This window comes from Photobacterium indicum (assembly GCF_003026215.1).
GTDB lineage: Bacteria > Pseudomonadota > Gammaproteobacteria > Enterobacterales > Vibrionaceae > Photobacterium > Photobacterium indicum.
In genome coordinates, this window is record NZ_PYOC01000003.1 from 474640 (window position 1) to 491710 (window position 17071).

15 protein-coding genes are annotated in these 17071 nt (G+C 41.8%); 3 read left to right on the forward strand and 12 right to left on the reverse strand.

The annotated features are described in order from the left end of the window. Nucleotides 1-20 precede the first annotated feature (20 nt). Nucleotides 21-1190, forward strand: coding sequence for a MalY/PatB family protein (locus C9J47_RS12445; protein WP_107253822.1), 1170 nt, complete (start codon nucleotides 21-23; stop codon nucleotides 1188-1190). Between the two features lie 289 nt (nucleotides 1191-1479). On the opposite strand, the gene C9J47_RS12450 is transcribed toward C9J47_RS12445, so the two are convergent. The 11 genes from C9J47_RS12450 to thrS form a co-directional block, all read right to left on the reverse strand. Beyond that, nucleotides 1480-2223, reverse strand: a complete 744-nt coding sequence (locus C9J47_RS12450; protein WP_107253895.1) for a DsbA family protein — start codon at nucleotides 2221-2223, stop codon at nucleotides 1480-1482. Between the two features lie 596 nt (nucleotides 2224-2819). Then, nucleotides 2820-3581, reverse strand: a complete 762-nt coding sequence (btuD, locus tag C9J47_RS12460) for a vitamin B12 ABC transporter ATP-binding protein BtuD (RefSeq protein ID WP_006232260.1) — start codon at nucleotides 3579-3581, stop codon at nucleotides 2820-2822. 13 nt (nucleotides 3582-3594) lie between these two features. Further along, the gene (btuC, locus tag C9J47_RS12465) at nucleotides 3595-4587 is read right to left on the reverse strand and encodes a vitamin B12 ABC transporter permease BtuC (RefSeq protein WP_107253824.1); all 993 of its coding nucleotides are present in this window, start codon (nucleotides 4585-4587) and stop codon (nucleotides 3595-3597) included. 156 nt (nucleotides 4588-4743) lie between these two features. Continuing rightward, nucleotides 4744-5811 carry a succinylglutamate desuccinylase gene (locus tag C9J47_RS12470; protein WP_107253825.1) on the reverse strand — a complete coding sequence of 356 codons (1068 nt, stop codon included), beginning with the start codon at nucleotides 5809-5811 and terminating at the stop codon, nucleotides 4744-4746. Between the two features lie 313 nt (nucleotides 5812-6124). Next, on the reverse strand, nucleotides 6125-6421 hold the full coding sequence (gene ihfA, locus C9J47_RS12475) for an integration host factor subunit alpha (protein WP_006232263.1): 297 nt from the start codon (nucleotides 6419-6421) through the stop codon (nucleotides 6125-6127). Nucleotides 6422-6942: 521 nt separating this feature from the next. Beyond that, entirely contained in the window at nucleotides 6943-9348 is a 2406-nt protein-coding gene (pheT, locus tag C9J47_RS12480; protein ID WP_107253826.1) for a phenylalanine--tRNA ligase subunit beta, read from the reverse strand. A 17-nt stretch (nucleotides 9349-9365) separates the two neighbouring features. Then, on the reverse strand, nucleotides 9366-10349 hold the full coding sequence (pheS, locus tag C9J47_RS12485) for a phenylalanine--tRNA ligase subunit alpha (protein WP_107253896.1): 984 nt from the start codon (nucleotides 10347-10349) through the stop codon (nucleotides 9366-9368). A 408-nt stretch (nucleotides 10350-10757) separates the two neighbouring features. Next, on the reverse strand, nucleotides 10758-11111 hold the full coding sequence (rplT, locus tag C9J47_RS12490) for a 50S ribosomal protein L20 (protein WP_006232268.1): 354 nt from the start codon (nucleotides 11109-11111) through the stop codon (nucleotides 10758-10760). 43 nt (nucleotides 11112-11154) lie between these two features. Continuing rightward, nucleotides 11155-11349, reverse strand: coding sequence for a 50S ribosomal protein L35 (gene rpmI, locus C9J47_RS12495; RefSeq protein ID WP_006232269.1), 195 nt, complete (start codon nucleotides 11347-11349; stop codon nucleotides 11155-11157). Between the two features lie 95 nt (nucleotides 11350-11444). Next, nucleotides 11445-11996, reverse strand: a complete 552-nt coding sequence (gene infC / locus C9J47_RS12500; RefSeq protein WP_081450113.1) for a translation initiation factor IF-3 — start codon at nucleotides 11994-11996, stop codon at nucleotides 11445-11447. 3 nt (nucleotides 11997-11999) lie between these two features. Further along, on the reverse strand, nucleotides 12000-13928 hold the full coding sequence (thrS, locus tag C9J47_RS12505) for a threonine--tRNA ligase (protein WP_107253827.1): 1929 nt from the start codon (nucleotides 13926-13928) through the stop codon (nucleotides 12000-12002). A 329-nt stretch (nucleotides 13929-14257) separates the two neighbouring features. On the opposite strand from thrS, the gene C9J47_RS12510 reads away from it, so the two are divergent. After that, entirely contained in the window at nucleotides 14258-15502 is a 1245-nt protein-coding gene (locus C9J47_RS12510) for a leucine-rich repeat-containing protein kinase family protein (RefSeq protein WP_107253828.1), read from the forward strand. A gap of 71 nt (nucleotides 15503-15573) precedes the next feature. Here the strand turns inward: C9J47_RS12510 and yqfB are convergent, their stop codons facing one another. Further along, nucleotides 15574-15873, reverse strand: coding sequence for a N(4)-acetylcytidine aminohydrolase (gene yqfB / locus C9J47_RS12515; RefSeq protein WP_211321749.1), 300 nt, complete (start codon nucleotides 15871-15873; stop codon nucleotides 15574-15576). 479 nt (nucleotides 15874-16352) lie between these two features. Between yqfB and hutC the strand changes: the two genes are divergently transcribed. Further along, nucleotides 16353-17057, forward strand: coding sequence for a histidine utilization transcriptional repressor HutC (gene hutC, locus C9J47_RS12520; RefSeq protein ID WP_107253830.1), 705 nt, complete (start codon nucleotides 16353-16355; stop codon nucleotides 17055-17057). Nucleotides 17058-17071 lie beyond the last annotated feature (14 nt).

Sequence of the window (17071 nt, forward strand, 5' to 3'; positions counted from 1 at the left end):
AGCAAAATAAGGTAAACGCAATGACTACACATTTTGATCAAGTAAATGATCGCCATAATAGTGGTTCATTGAAATGGGATTTCATGGAACAAAAGCTCGGATTACATGAAGACGGGCTACTACCAATGTGGGTTTCAGACTACGATTTCAAAGCGCCACCAGCGGTGCTAGAAGCATTAAACACGCGCATTGAACACGGTATATTTGGCTACGCTGAACGCAATAGCGAGTACTACCAAGCCGTTATTAACTGGTACAAGACTCGACACAATATCACGCTACCGCAATCATGGATTACTACTGTGCATGGCGTGTTACCTGGCTTGTCTATCATCATTCAGATGCTCACACAGATTGGTGATGGCGTCGTAATGCAAACACCAGGCTATGGTTCATTTCGTAAAATTACAGAGCTGAATGATCGCCATATAATTGAAAATCCATTGCTCAAAAATAATGGTTATTACACCATGGATTTAGACCATCTCGAGTCATGCTTCAGCAGCGGTGCTAAAGTAATGATTTTGTGTAATCCGCATAACCCTGTTGGCCGTGCTTGGTCTGAAAGCGAAATGATCGCGGTTGCTGAGCTATGCAAAAAATACAATGTATGGCTATTAAGTGATGAGATCTGGGGCGATTTAACCATGCCAAATCATTGTTACTTCTCTGCCCTATCGTTACCAAGTGAATTACAACAGCAACTAGTGGTGGCGACAGCCGCGAGTAAAACATTTGGCTTATCGTCAATGCGTATATCTAATTTCATGATTCCAAATGAAGTATTACGCTGCCAGTTTACACGCCGTTTAGACTCACACGGTATGGATGTATATAACAGCATGGCAATGTGCGCGGCAACGACAGCTTATCAAACATCGGCGCAATGGTTAGACGAATTAAAGAACTACTTACAAAGCAATATTGAGTACCTTGATACGTTTATTGCCACTCAATTACCGATGCTGAAATTTCAACAGCCGGAAGCTGGTTATTTGGCGTGGGTTGATTGTCGTCAATTAGGTTTAGATGATAAGCAATTAGAAAAGCAGATGGTCAGCGCTGGCATTGTACCAAGTATGGGCATTGCATTTGGAGAAGATGGAAAAGGCTTCATCCGCCTTAACCTTGGCTGTCCAAGAGCAACGCTCATTGAAGCCTGTCAACGAATGAAGCAAGCACTGAGCTAATAGAGTCGAGTCTGTTCAAGTAAGTAAGACCGTTATAGGTGGCAGCTAATTTAGCTGCCATTTTTCATATTCAGTTCCCTTCACCTAACTTCGCAATGCTCCATCTTGCATCAGTAGCACCTGTAAATAGTTTCACTTGATAGCATCACAATTCAGACATCTTTGATAAGACAAAACTTGAAACAAAAAAAGGTCTGAAAATCATTTCAGACCTTAAGTCTATCGTGCTTAACTCATAATCACGCTCACTCATGATCAGTGTATTAGGTAGTTTTATCAGCCAGCTTTATTAGCTAAGTTTCTTAAGTGCCTCTTCTACGATCGGCTTTAGCTGATCGTAAGGTAAATAACCCGGTAAGATTTGATCACCAATCAGCATGGCTGGTGTGCCATTTAGACCCAACTCACTGAATATTTGGTAACTCTTATCAATGGTTGGCTTTAATGTATTCGAGGCATCGAGCAACATCTGAGTTTTCGTTACCTGTGCTACACGCTCTAACGATGACTTATCATGACGACCATTTTTTCTGATTAAATAATCATGCACTTTCATGTAGCCATCTGGGTCATTCTTCCAAACATTCAATGCGTACTGTGCTGAATTAGTATCAATACCCACAACCTCTCGTTGTTGCAGAGGAACAAAAACATTCACCACCCGTACTTCTGGATTCTCTTCAGTTAAACGTTGTAACACAGGATCTAAACGCTTGCAGTACGGGCAGTTAAAATCAGTAAAGTTGACAATAGTTAGCTTGGGATTATCTGTACCAAATGCAGCTAAATCAGGGTTGTTGTATAACCAATCATGATACTTCTTCAACGTCACTGCTGTTTTGTTTTCTTGGTCAATATACATATTTAGGCTGGTTAATAAGCCATCAATCAATTCTGGCTTTTGTTCCAAAATAGATTCAATCTTAACTAGATTATCTTGCTGATCTGATGTCAAAGGTGCTGCTTTTGCAGGTATAGCTGCCACAAATAATACAGCTGAAACTGCTGCTGCAATTAATGAAAGTTTTTTCACAATAAAATCCTGTAGTAATAATAAAGAACGTATTAATTCATTTTTTACACCAATCTGGATAAGTAGATGATCACAAGCTTGCACAGCAAAAATGAACAAACACTTATTTTGGTTGGTATTACTTCAGGGGTTACTCCAGAAAAACACAATTATGTAAGTGGGTGCGATATTGAGGTAATGCAGGAGAACATGGCTGCCAATGCAAGTAGAAACGGCACGCCATACATAACGTAAGTAACAGGGAAAATGAGAGTAGAATTACGGCTAAATAGTTGTCTGTTTTTACTTCAGAGCAACTTCTAACAAGGTGATCAAGTAATTGACATGTGCCTGTGGGTACTGATGAAGATACAGCAGAAAAAGTATCATTGGTTTGATTAATCGAAGATGATGGCACAGATTTCATGCACACTAAAAGCATCATCACAAGCAAGATGACAAAACTTGTCACGCGTTGCTTAAGCGCATTATGTGTGAGAGAAAAAGAAACCATGATGAATTAACTTAACCTTACGTTCTGACTACTTGGGTATAGTTAGAATAACACTCTCTCTATTAGTTCATTTTATTCGTAGAACAGTTTTATTCGACACGCCCTAGTCATTAAAAATCAGGCAACTCCGCCCTTCATGCTCAATACGCTGAACTTGCGTCGCAAACGTAGATTCAAGCTGCTCTACAGTCATCACATCAGATGGTTTCCCTTTCACCACGCACGATCCATTATTCAATAACAGTACTTTGTCTGCTTCTCGCAGCGTACGATTCAGATCATGATTGGCCATCACAACGGCAATACCTTGTTCAGCCATACGTCGAACCAGCTTATACATCGCGGCTTCTTGGCCAATGTCTAATGCTGCTGCAGGTTCATCTAATATTAACAATGTAGCTTCGGGGTTTATTGCGGGCCATACCTGTAAACAAGCAGCAGCAAGACGAACACGTTGCCATTCTCCGCCAGAAAGCGTTTGGATATTTCGATTTAATTTATCGGTAATATTTAATGCTTGGCAAATTTCATCTAGCGCGTGTTGAACGTGGTCTGCCTGCGGGTTATTCAAAGCCGATAACGATAGGGCTAAATAATGGTAAACTGCTACCGAAAACGCTGGGCGATCTTGCTGAGAAAGGTAACAACGCATTCGAGCTAACGATGGTAAATCATAGTCAGACAATAGCTGCCCCATGAAAGTAATCTCACCCTGCCCTTCGAATAAACCCGATAACATCGAAATAGCGGTACTTTTACCACTTCCGTTTGGCCCAATAAAATGCACAATTTCACCCGCATCAATCGTAAATGAAACGGGTAATAACCGAGGTGGCATAGCCAAATTTTTCGCATCAAGAATCATCGTATCTATCTTGTTAATCAACATGTGAACGCAGTAGCATCCACACAAAAATGGGGGCACCAATCGTCGTTGTAACCACCCCTACGGGCAATTCAGCAGACGGTAGAATGACACGAGATAAGGTATCGGCCAATGCTAATAACAATCCACCGCATAAAGCAGACAATGGTAATAAGTAGCGATTTTCAGCACCCAAGCTCATGCGTAATAGATGTGGAATAACCAAACCAACAAAACCGATCACACCGCCTAGCGCAACAGATGCTCCCACTAACAGCGATACAATTAAGATAAATCGCCAGCGTAACGCTGCTACATCTAAGCCAAGTTGCTTGGCTTGAATTTCACCCAGCATCAGTAGGTCGAGTTTCTTACCTTGTAAACATAACCAGACTAAAACTGGTACAACAAAAAGCAAGACTGAAAGTTGCTGCCAGCTTACCCCACCCACGCTACCCATTAACCAGTACATTAACTGGCGCAAGTTTAAATCATCACTAAAGTAAAATGCCCACGTGACGACTGAACCCGATAAAATGCCCAGCGCCACACCTATAAGTAATAAGCGTGCGGTCGATACTTTTCTACGCCGAGAAAGTCCGACTAATATCAGAGTAAAAATAAGGGCGCCTAACATGGCCGCTAACATTGTGAGAAACGGTGTAGGAACAAAAGGCAATGCAAACAGTAGAATGACTAACGCTAGACTTGCCCCTCCCGAAATGCCCAATACACCAGGTTCAGCCAAAGGGTTGCCCAGTAGCACCTGCAATACCGCACCAGACGCAGCCAAAGAAGCACCAATAGCCAATGCCGCAATTAAGCGTGGCATACGAAGCTGAGTAAGCAGTTGCTGCTCTAGTGCGCCATCTGGTGACCATGGCAATATCCACATCTCACCAATAGAGAGTGATAAAATACACGTTGCCACCATTAAAATGGAAACAACCAAGAAACTGGCTTTCCAGCGAGTTTGTTGACGTTGAATTAGGTCGTTTAAAAGCATCGGCTGAATGGATAGGAAATACTGCGCTAACAATACCTTTTCAGTTCCGAAATGGAAAGAAGACCGTGATTAAACAGTCTCCTTTAAGTCAAATCGCACTCATTTTCCGTTATCTTTCATCAAGAAAAATCAAATAACCCAAAAAGCTGAATTGATTCACTTAGCAACAGTCACTTGCTCGCCAAACTTCACGTCCGTTTGTTGTACCAATAAACAAGCTCGTTGCCCTAGTGCCACATTCGGATTAGGGAATACAACCGCTTCGCCACCTTCTAATGAATAATATTCGACCCCGCAATCTTGAGCTAACAGTTTGCCATGCTCGAAGAAGGTGAAGTTCGCCTGATTAGAAGGAAAAGTAAACGAGAAATCGTCAGACTTTTTCGCCAAGCTACGTGTTACGCGATAGACATTTGTTGCTGAATCATCCCAACTAACGTCTAACGTATCGCTGCAGATAAGTTGCTGCATCATTTCTGCAAAAGGCGCTAAGCGAGTTAGATCATTCTCACCTAAGCGTGCCACCTTACCCAGTTCCATCGTTAAGCCTTGAGCGCCATAATTTTCAGCACTATACCAACTGAACGTTGGCGATGGTGCGCTAGACAACAAAATGGCTTCTATCTCTGCTTGTTGTAAGAATGAAAACAAAGCACCACTTCGAGTGGTTTTTTCACTATACGGACTTACAGCAAAGGTATAATGAACTGAATCACGAATTGCGCAATGAAGGTCTAAATGCCAACGATCGGGTAATGCCTGATCATGATGAAGGGTTAACAGAGGCGATTTTTGATAAAAATCATCGACAGCATACTGCAATTGGTTCGCATTAATACGGTCAATATTCGTCTCATCATTCCTTTCGGCAAAAAGACGATTCATATTTTCTTCGATGAAACGCGTATGTACATTAATAGCTTGAGGATGCCCAATAATAAGCAGTAACCGATGAGCGGGCACTAACTTACCCTGCAACAGGCTTTGAGCCATTTCCTGAACTAATTCTATAGGCCCAGTCTCATCCCCGTGAACACCAGCAGAAACGATAATGTCTTTCGTTAATGCACTCACTTTTGGCGGAGTAATCGTTAAAATACCACGGTGAGATAAGTCAAATTCCACCCCTGATTCAAGCGCCCATTTACCAGCCTCGAAGGGTAATGCTAAATCCAATGTAGCCGTTAAAAAGCCGCCCTCTTTTACTGATTGTAGCGATGCCATTTATAACCTCCGTGTTTATGTATAACTGGCGTACATCCACGGTGTTTTTCTAAGCATGAATTAACGCTAAACACAGTGAATGAAACTGCATTTACTATACAAGCTAGTTACATAGTTGTAACTTAAATGTTTTGGCAATATATCGCAAAGCTAAATAAAAGTAATAATTCGATGACGTTGAAGAAGTCTAGGCAGGTATCTTGATTATAGATTGGGGGATTTATATAGGGTATTCGATAAAAGAAAACCCAAGCGAATCTTCACATTCCGCTTGGGTTCGTTATTATGTATTAAGCAGTAAAACTAAAAACTCTTATTTTTCGATTTCTATGCTTTCAACGCGAGCTTTTAATTTTTGACCTGGACGAAAAGTAACGACACGACGTGCAGAGATAGGAATATCTTCACCCGTTTTTGGATTTCGGCCGGGGCGTTCATTTTTGTCGCGCAAATCAAAATTACCGAAACCTGATAATTTTACTTGCTCGCCATTTTCTAGAGCCTTTCTGATTTCTTCAAAAAAGACTTCCACCGTATCCTTGGCGTCCCGCTTGCTTAATCCAACATTCTCAAACAGGTCCTCAGCCAAATCGGCTTTTGTGAGCGCCATAGATAACTCCCTCAAGACTATGCTGAATGGGTAGTGCACACAATTCAAAGTTAAAGGTTCTAACGATGAATCACTTGTGTCACTGCGAATAAGTTTTGCTAAGGGGAAACGTTCATACCAATGAATCAATATGTAATTCAAGTGGCGTTTCAAGCGCTCTCCTCAACTAGAGTCAAGTTTAAGCCAACTTGCTGATTTTCGCCAACTTTTTTAAGTTAACTTCATGTCAATTTATTGATTATTTGCTCTGTAAAGTAGACATTTAAATGCACCTTGTTGTGTGTCACATTTAATACTACCAACAATAAACCCTACAAAAACAATCAGATATAGAATAAAAAACCAAGATAATAATACCTAGGAGAAAATATCACTATCAATCAAAATGTTAGAAAGTTTTCTATTTAGACAAAAAAAAAGCAGCCTTTTAGGGCTGCTTTCTTAAAACAATGACTTAAATGTGCACTGTCTCTCACTTTCTTTGTTCAGGTTAAAAGCCGATTGTTCATAGAGCGTTAACTCTAGTCACGTAGACTAGCACCAAAACGTTCAGCAAGCACAGCAACAATACTGTCTACTGCACCTGAAATATCCGCATCTTCAAGCGTACGTTCAACTGACTGAAGGCTCAATGCAATAGCAAGGCTCTTCTTGCCTTCCTCAACACCTTTACCAACGTAAACATCAAACAGTTTAGCGTCAGTTAAGAACTCACCGCCCGCAGCGATACATGCTTCTACGATGTCGCCAGAAGCCGCAGCCTCATCAACAACAACCGCAATATCACGACGGTTAGCAGGGAACTTAGATACAGCGACAGCTTCTGGAAGAACGCGAGTATTAATTGCTGCCCACTCAATTTCGAATACGATAGTACGGCCGTTAAGACCAAACTTACGCTCTAGTTCTGGGTGAACAGTACCAATGATACCCACTTCTTTGCCGTCTACTACGATAGCCGCAGTTTGACCTGGGTGAAGTGCTGGGTGATTAGCAGATTTGAAACTGTATGCAATTTCGTTCGCTGAAAGCTCAAGAACTGCTTCTAGGTCACCTTTAAGATCGAAGAAATCAACAGTATTAGTGTCGATATCCCAGTGTTCTTCACCGCGAGTTCCAGCGATAACACCCGCTAGCATCATCTCTTGACGCATGCCATTTTCAGCACTTGCTTCAGGAATGAAACGTAAACCTGATTCGAATAAACGAACACGAGATTGCTGACGCTTTTGGTTGTGAACAACCGTATTGAGTAGACCTTGAATTAGGCCAAGACGCATTGCTGACATGTCCGCAGAAATTGGGAATGGCAGGATTAGCGGCTCAACACCTGGAACAACCAATTTCTGCTGTTCTGGCTCTACGAAGCTGTACGTAATTGCTTCGTGGTAACCACGGTCAACAAGAAGATCACGAACACGCTTAAGCGGTTGGTTTGCTTCTTTATGATCATTCATCTTAAGTGCAGCTACTGGCGCTTGGTTAGGAATGTTATCGTAACCGTAGATGCGACCTACTTCTTCGATTAGGTCTTGCTCTATTGCGATATCAAAACGCCATGCTGGAGATGTTGCTGTCCAACCTGCGTCTGTTGTCTTCGAATCTTCGACAACAGAAACGTTACAACCTAGACGAGTTAGGATCTCAACCACATCTTCAGATGGGATTTCGTGGCCTAGCAAGCTATCTAGCTTAGTGCGACGTAATGCAACAACGTTTGCTTTAGGCAGATCAGCTTCAGACTCGCTACCATTAACAGGTGCTACTTCACCACCGCAGATTTCAACTAGAAGCTGCGTAGCGCGCTCCATTGCTGCTGCTTGTAGCGTTGAATCTACACCACGCTCAAAACGTAGAGAAGAGTCAGTGTGAAGGCCGTATGCACGAGCACGACCACGAATGTGATCAGGTGCGAAGAATGCCGCTTCAAGCAGTACGTCTGTAGTTTCAGTCGTTACACCTGAGTCTTTACCACCAAAGATACCAGCAATTGCTAGTGCTTTGGTATGGTCAGCAATAACTAATGTTTTGTTGTTTAGCTCAGCTTCGTTGCCATCAAGAAGTGTCAGTTTTTCGCCTTGCTCAGCTAGGCGAACCACAATGCCACCGTCAATCTTAGAAAGATCAAATGCGTGCATTGGCTGACCTTGCTCAAGCATTACGAAGTTCGTAATGTCAACAATCGGGTCGATTGAACGGATACCACAACGACGCAATTTTTCTTGCATCCAAATTGGAGATTCCGCTTTCACGTTTACATTCTTAACCACACGGCCAAGGTAACGTGGACAAGCATCAGTCGCTTTAATTTCAACGGATACTGTATCGTCAATACTTGGAGCAACCGCGTCGATAACAGGCTCTGTTACGTCAGCACGGTTTAGAACACCAACTTCACGAGCTAAGCCACGAATGCTGAAGCAGTCAGCACGGTTAGCCGTTAGATCTACGTCGATAGCAACGTCGTTAAGCTCTAAAAGCTCACGAACGTCCATGCCTAAAGCTGTACCTTCTGGTAGCTCAAGGATACCGTCAGACTCAACATCGATACCTAGCTCAGAGAAAGAACAAAGCATACCGTGAGAAGGAACACCACGTAGCTTTGCTTTCTTGATTTTAAAGTTACCAGGAAGAACAGCACCTACCGTTGCGACAGCAACAGTAAGGCCAAGACGACAGTTAGATGCACCACATACGATGTCTAAAAGCTCTTCTTCACCGATATCAATTTTTGTTACTTGAAGTTTGTCAGCATCCGGATGCTGACCGCACTCAACAACTTTACCCACTTTAACGCCGGTAAACTCACCCGCAACGGGAGCAACTTCATCAACTTCCAAACCAGCCATTGTGATTTGGTGAGCTAGTTCTTCGCTGTTAATAGCAGGCTTAACCCACTCGCGTAGCCAAGATTCACTGAATTTCATATTGTACTTCTCCTGACTTACTTGAATTGCTTAAGGAAACGAAGGTCGTTCTCGAAGAACGAACGAAGGTCATTAACGCCGTAACGAAGCATTGTTAGACGCTCAACACCCATACCGAATGCAAAACCAGAGTATTTCTCAGGATCAATACCAACAGAACGAAGTACATTAGGGTGAACCATGCCACAACCTAAAACTTCTAACCATTTTCCATCTTTGCGCTTCACGTCTACTTCAGCAGAAGGCTCTGTAAACGGGAAGAAAGAAGGACGGAAACGAACTTCAACTTCTTCTTCGAAGAAATTACATAAGAATTCGTTCAAAATACCTTTAAGTTGCGCAAAGTTAACGTTTTCATCTACTAGCATACCTTCCACTTGGTGGAACATTGGCGTATGCGTTTGATCGTAATCGTTACGGTATACACGACCAGGTGCAATGAAACGGAATGGTGGCTTACCATGTTCCATAGTACGGATCTGTACACCAGAAGTGTGCGTACGCAGCATCAAATCAGGGTTGAAGAAGAACGTATCGTGATCAGTACGAGCTGGGTGATCGTCTGCAATATTCAATGCATCAAAGTTATGGAATGCATCTTCAATTTCAGGACCAGACTCAGTGCTAAAACCAAGCTCACCGAAGAACTGTTCAATGCGCTCAACTGTACGAGTAACAGGGTGAAGACCACCGTTTTCGATACGACGGCCAGGAAGGCTCACATCGATAGTCTCTGCAGCTAGCTTTGTTTCAAGCTCTGCACGTTGAAGTGCATCTTTACGTGCTGAGATCGTTTGTTGAACGACGCCTTTCGCTTTGTTGATCTCTTGACCAGCAGTACGACGCTCTTCCGGTGGTAATTTACCTAGGCTTTGTAATTGCGACGTTAATTCGCCTTTTTTACCTAAGTACTGAACACGCACTTCATCAAGTGCGACTAACGAATCAGCTGTTTCAATAGCTGTCGTTGCGTTGGCTAGGATCTCGTCTAGTTGTTGCATCATTTCCTCATCCACCCACAGGTGGCGTCCATAAGGGAGATATAAATTCGCGTAACGATACATACTAAAGAAACACGCGTCTAAATCCAAACTGAATCGCAATAAAAAGGCGGTATTGTGTGAAAAAAAGTCTGCTTTCAGTGCACTTATCTTAAATAACATAAGCATCTCATCACTAAACAGGAATCCAATGATGCGATTAACAAGTGTCAAAGATGCACACCTTTTATCTCACTATATTCAAGACTGAAAAGTTTTCGAGTTAAAGACACCACAATTACTGAAATTGGATACGATAAAGATTGTTCGTTTGCAGTTTAAAGATAGGCGAGTGTTTGGAAAGTATTCGTTAGATGAAACGAAAAAAGGAGAGCCGAGGCTCTCCTTTTCACTTAAAACTAAACTGTATTACAGTGCAGCTTTTGCTTTTTCAACAAGTACTGTGAAAGTAGCTTTGTCAAATACAGCGATATCAGCAAGGATCTTACGATCGATTTCGATAGACGCTTTCTTAAGACCGTTGATTAGACGGCTGTAAGACATACCATTTTGACGTGCAGCAGCGTTGATACGAGCAATCCAAAGAGCACGGAAAGTACGTTTCTTCTGACGACGGTCACGGTAAGCATATTGACCAGCTTTAGTAACAGCTTGGAAAGCTACGCGGTAAACACGTGAACGTGCTCCGTAATAACCTTTAGCTTGTTTAAGAACTTTCTTGTGACGTGCACGCGCTTGTACACCACGTTTTACGCGAGGCATAGGAGACTCCTAACTAATTAATAAAATATAAAACTAAAAACGATTAAGCGAACGGAAGCATACGAGCAACTGCAGCCACTTCACACTTAGGAAGGATTGCATTTGGACGAAGCTGACGTTTGTTCTTAGTAGTACGTTTAGTCAGGATGTGACGTTTTGTAGCGTGCTTAAACTTAAAGCCACCAGCAGTTTTCTTAAAGCGCTTAGAAGCGCCCTTGTTGGATTTCATCTTAGGCATGATGAGACTCCGCATTGTTGATAGTTAATAATCATAGTAATCAGGCGAACAAAAGCCCTGCCGGAGCAGCGCTTTTAGCTACTTTAATGCCGTAATTACTTCTTTTTTGGAGCAAGCATCATAGTCATTTGGCGACCTTCAACTCGATGTGGGAAGCTCTCGCAGACCGCTAGGTCTTCAAGTTCTGCCTTAATACGATTCAAAAGATCAATACCAAGATTCTGATGGGCCATTTCACGACCACGGAAACGTAGTGTGACTTTACCCTTGTTGCCCTCTTCTAAAAAGCGAATCAGGTTGCGTAGTTTTACCTGATAGTCGCCTTCGTCTGTACCAGGTCGGAATTTAACTTCCTTGATCTGGATTTGTTTCTGTTTTTTCTTTTGCTCTTTAGCAGCCTTGCTCTTTTCGAACAGGTACTTGCCATAGTCCATCACGCGACAAACTGGTGGCTCGGCATTTGGGCTGATTTCAACTAAATCCACACCTGCATCATTTGCAATGCGAGTTGCTTCTTCAAAAGATACAACACCGATGGACTCGCCATCTATACCTGTTAAACGAACTTCACTAACGCCGTGAATTTCACCGTTTAAACGGTGTGCATTTTGTTTAACTGGTGCTTGAGTTCTTTTTCCGCCTTTAATACCTTAGTCCTCCAAAACATTGAGCTTGCGACTGCTAATTTCTTGCTGCAAGAATGCAACAAGTTCATCAATCTTAAGTTTACCCAAATCTTTACCCTTGCGAGTACGAACTGCTATTTCGCCTGCTTCGACTTCTTTGTCGCCACAGACAAGCATGTAAGGCACTCGCTTCAAAGTATGTTCGCGGATTTTAAAGCCAATCTTCTCATTTCTCAAGTCCGCATTGACTCTAATTCCACATTTTTGCAATTTTTTTACTATTTCTTGTGCATATTCTGACTGACTGTCAGTAATATTCATCACTACAGCTTGCTGAGGCGCCAACCAAGTTGGGAAGAAGCCCGCATATTCTTCGATAAGAATACCGATAAAACGCTCTAGAGAACCAAGAATAGCACGGTGAATCATAACTGGGGTATGACGTTCGTTGTCTTCACCCACATATGTTGCACCTAAACGCTCAGGTAATGCAAAATCAAGCTGAACAGTACCACACTGCCATGCACGATCTAGACAGTCATGGAGTGTGAACTCGATCTTAGGACCGTAGAATGCACCTTCGCCTTCTTGAATTTCAAATGGAATACCCATTGATTCAAGTGCGACTGTTAGGTCAGATTCAGCTTTATCCCACATTTCATCAGAGCCTACTCGTTTTTCAGGACGAGTAGAAAGCTTAACAACAATGTTGTCGAAGCCAAATGTCTGGTACGTATCATACACCATTTTAATACAAGAAGTAACTTCTTGTTGCACTTGGTTTTCAGTACAAAAAACGTGCGCATCATCTTGAGTAAATCCACGAACGCGCATTATGCCATGAAGAGCACCAGATGGCTCATTACGGTGACATGCACCAAACTCAGCCATACGTAATGGTAAGTCACGGTATGATTTCAAACCTTGGTTAAAGATTTGTACGTGGCCTGGGCAGTTCATTGGCTTGATAGCGTATTCACGGTTCTCTGAACTTGTTGTGAACATTGCTTCAGCGTATTTGTCCCAGTGACCAGAACGTTCCCAAAGAACGCGATCCATCATTAATGGACCTTTCACTTCTTGGTACTCATATTCTGTTAGCTTTTCACGAATAAACACTTCTAGCTCACGGAAGATTGTCCAGCCATTGTGATGCCAGAAAACCATACCCGGTGCTTCTTGCTGCATGTGGAACAGATCAAGATGTTTACCAATCTTACGGTGGTCACGCTTTGATGCTTCTTCTAGACGAGTAAGGTGCGCTTTTAGCAACTTCTTATCTTGGAAAGCAGTACCGTAGATACGTTGCAGCATCTTATTGTCACTGTTACCACGCCAGTAAGCACCAGCAACACTTAACAATTTAAAGTGCTGACAGAAGCTCATGTTAGGAACGTGAGGACCACGACACATATCAATGTATTCTTCGTGGTGGTATAGACCTGGACGATCATCGCGAGAAACGTTCTCGTCTAGGATTTCAATTTTGTAAGTCTCGCCACGCGCTTCAAATGCATCACGCGCTTCCTGCCAGCTTACTTTCTTCTTAACAACGGCATACTTTGTTTTCACAAGCTCTTTCATGCGCTTTTCAATCGCATCAACGTCGTCTTGTGTTAAAGATTGCTCAAGGTCGATATCGTAATAGAAACCATTGTCGATCGTTGGACCAATCGCCATTTTAGCTTCAGGATAAAGTTGCTTGATTGCATGACCTAGTAGGTGAGCACAAGAGTGACGGATAATTTCCAGACCGTCGTCGTCTTTAGCTGTGATGATTGCTAGGCTTGCATCGTTTTCAATTAAATCGCACGCATCAACACGTTCGCCATTAACACGGCCAGCGATACATGCTTTCGCAAGACCAGGACCGATGTCAGCAGCAACATCCATAGTTGAAACAGCGTTATCGAATTGACGTTGACTACCGTCAGGAAGAGTAATTACAGGCATTAAAATGTCCTTCACAGTGGTGCCACATACCAAGTAGCACATGTTGAATTAAATAAAGCTTAGAGAAGCTTTGATGAAAATTTCGAAAGTTTGCAAGCCGGCTCCGCAATACTGAGCAGCACTCGGGGTTACAAACGAAGGCGCAACTATAACAAACGCCTACGGGACAATGCAAAGCTACAGACATATTTATTATTTAATGCGCTTAATTAGTTTCTAATTGAACATATCTTGTGTCGTTATCTCAGATTCTTCCCTTTTCCTTTTACTTAAACTTTCTTGTAAACTATTTGGCTGTTTTATATCACTCTCATCATGGATTCATCATTTTGCATACACTTTCTCAGCTAAAATCTGGCGAACTAGCCGGTATTCAACGTTTAAAATTATCAGAAAATTTAACGTCATTCCCACTGGAAATTTTATCTCTGGCTGATAGCTTAGAAATCCTTGATTTATCCAACAACCAATTAACTTCTTTACCGCTAGAATTAGTACAACTTAAGAAGCTTAAAATTCTCTTTGCCTCAAATAACCAATTTGAAGTACTGCCTGAAGTGCTCGGTCAACTACCGCATTTAGAAATGGTCGGCTTTAAGGCAAATAAAATACATTCAGTGCCAGAGCAGTCTTTACCGACTCAACTACGCTGGCTTATTTTGACTGATAACCAGATCAAAACGTTACCGAATTCGTTAGGTGAACGCCCACGCCTACAAAAGTTGGCATTAGCAGGTAACTGTTTAACACATCTACCTCTGTCAATGTCGCAATTAGACAACCTAGAATTAGTACGCATTTCTGCTAATCAGCTAACTGAATGCCCAGAGCAGCTGCTTTCATTGCCTAAGCTTGCTTGGTTTGCCTTTGCAGGTAATCCGTTTAGCCAAACAAATAGCGCAATTCAATCAGTACCTGTATTGCCATCTTCCAGCTTCAGCTTACAAGACGTTTTAGGGCAAGGCGCATCAGGCGTTATTTCTAAAGCGACGTGGAATAATAAAAAACAAACAGACTTCCCTGAAGATATTGCCGTTAAAGTGTTTAAAGGCGAAGTAACAAGCGATGGTTATCCTGATGATGAATTACAAGCCTGCTTAAAAGTCGGTAACCACCCCAATGTCGTGCAGTCTTTGGCACAAGTGAATGAAGACGGTTATTTAGCCTTAATCATGAATTTAATCCCTTCTCACTTCCGCAATTTAGGGCTACCACCCTGCTTTAATAGCTGTACCCGCGATACTTTTTCACCAGACTTCACTTTGTCGGTTGAACACATCGATAAAATCGTTAAGCAGATGGAAGAGGTTTTTGTTCATTTACATTCAAATCAGGTCTGTCATGGCGACTTATACGCGCACAACACCCTGTTTGATGAAGAAGCGAATATCATTTTTGGCGATTTCGGGGCTGCGAGCATGTATCACATGCTAACTGAAGCGCAGCAAGCATGTATCAAGCAGATTGAACACCGTGCACTGTGTCATTTTATTGATGATCTGTTAAGTATTTGTGCTGAAGATAATAGAGATGAGAAAACGTTTGATCTACTAAAACAGAAATTAAGCCACTAAAGAAAAGATAACATCTGGAAGTAAGTCGACATACTTACTTCCAGTAATCTTATACCGCAATTTATTAAGAATTAAGCAACTAGCTTATAAGACACGACATAAAGCTGTTTGATGCCAGGATAAATATCTTGAATAACATCCTTTAAAACTGGCAAGGTCATATTTTCTTGATCGGCATGGAATTGGGTCAGTTCATCAAACAAAATTGGCTCAACCGATAAAATTTCTAACTCACAAAATTCACGCCCTTCTTCAAGCGTTGATACTTTTACCATTGTGCCCGGTACATAGTAACGTTCAGATTCGTCACGAATTGTTATTGTTTTCTTACTTGATAAAATATCACTTTCAAAACGTGCGAAAAATGTCATTTTAGTTGGAATAGTCGTTGTCATTTTTTACTCATAATTACATATCGCCGTTAGAGGCCATTACTAGTAACACACATTATATACCCAAGCTACCTCAAGATGCAGGATTCAGAGTGATCTCAGCGTATTTAATTCAAGGAAAATGTGTGTAGGAATGGCATTCCCTTTCAAACACATTTGACACAGAAGTAGATACGCTGAATCACTCCCAAAGGGCGAGTTTTGTTGGGCTCTATGCGGTGTTACTTATTTTCAACATAGAACGAGGTCTATAAATAAGTGCCTTGCCTAGAGCCCAACAAATTCTCGCTGAAACGAGCATCTTGAGGTAACTTGGGTATACAGCTACTCTTGTTTGATACTTATTCTACCCGTTCTTATCTGTAGTCCTACATATAAAATAACTAATACAAAATATTTACTTGAAATACCGCGATAAAATTGCTTTTATTTGTATAGGCAATTATGGAATAACACTCATGGCTCAATCTCCTCGTTATTTGCAAATCAAACAGTATTTAAATGATAAAATCCAAACAAGAACTTGGCCGCCGGGTTTTAAAATACCGACTGAAATTGAGCTATCAGAGCAATTTTCAGTAAGCCGAATGACGGCAAATAAAGCGATCCGCGATCTGGTGGGTGATGGTTTATTAAAACGTACGCCAAGATTAGGCACGTTTGTTTGTCATAAAAAAGCTGAATCACCATTAATGGAAATTCGAAATATTGCCGATGAGGTGCGTAACCGTGGCCATGACTATTCAAGCCAAGTAATAAGCCAAAATAGTGTAGAAGCAAAAGACGACGTCGCTTTACGTATCGGCGTAAGAAACGGCACAATGATTTACTTTACACAAATAGTACATTATGAAAATGGTGTACCTATTCAGCTTGAAGAACGCTGGGTTAACCCCGATTTTGCCCCTCAATATCTCGATCAAGATTTTACAGCACAAACACCCAATGAATACTTGGTTCAAACCTGCCCTCTTAGTGATATCGAACATACCGTTGAAGCTATTATTCCCATTGGTCGTATTATATCTTTACTTGAAATGAACGAAGGTGAGCCTTGTTTATTGCTTAATCGTCGTACGTGGAGCGACAAAAATTTGATTAGCACTGCATTGTTATATCACCCAGGTAATAAATATAAGTTGAGTTCTCGCACTAAGGTGTAATCTGTATTCGCTCT

What these genes read in the sequence shown, in the direction of transcription:
- C9J47_RS12445 (WP_107253822.1), top strand. Translation starts at nt 21, where the DNA reads ATGACTACACATTTTGATCAAGTAAATGATCGCCATAATAGTGGTTCA.
- btuD (WP_006232260.1), bottom strand. Translation starts at nt 3,581, where the DNA reads ATGATTCTTGATGCGAAAAATTTGGCTATGCCACCTCGGTTATTACCC.
- btuC (WP_107253824.1), bottom strand. Translation starts at nt 4,587, where the DNA reads ATGCTTTTAAACGACCTAATTCAACGTCAACAAACTCGCTGGAAAGCC.
- C9J47_RS12470 (WP_107253825.1), bottom strand. Translation starts at nt 5,811, where the DNA reads ATGGCATCGCTACAATCAGTAAAAGAGGGCGGCTTTTTAACGGCTACA.
- ihfA (WP_006232263.1), bottom strand. Translation starts at nt 6,421, where the DNA reads ATGGCGCTCACAAAAGCCGATTTGGCTGAGGACCTGTTTGAGAATGTT.
- pheT (WP_107253826.1), bottom strand. Translation starts at nt 9,348, where the DNA reads ATGAAATTCAGTGAATCTTGGCTACGCGAGTGGGTTAAGCCTGCTATT.
- pheS (WP_107253896.1), bottom strand. Translation starts at nt 10,349, where the DNA reads ATGCAACAACTAGACGAGATCCTAGCCAACGCAACGACAGCTATTGAA.
- rplT (WP_006232268.1), bottom strand. Translation starts at nt 11,111, where the DNA reads ATGCCTCGCGTAAAACGTGGTGTACAAGCGCGTGCACGTCACAAGAAA.
- rpmI (WP_006232269.1), bottom strand. Translation starts at nt 11,349, where the DNA reads ATGCCTAAGATGAAATCCAACAAGGGCGCTTCTAAGCGCTTTAAGAAA.
- thrS (WP_107253827.1), bottom strand. Translation starts at nt 13,928, where the DNA reads ATGCCTGTAATTACTCTTCCTGACGGTAGTCAACGTCAATTCGATAAC.
- yqfB (WP_211321749.1), bottom strand. Translation starts at nt 15,873, where the DNA reads ATGACATTTTTCGCACGTTTTGAAAGTGATATTTTATCAAGTAAGAAA.
- hutC (WP_107253830.1), top strand. Translation starts at nt 16,353, where the DNA reads ATGGCTCAATCTCCTCGTTATTTGCAAATCAAACAGTATTTAAATGAT.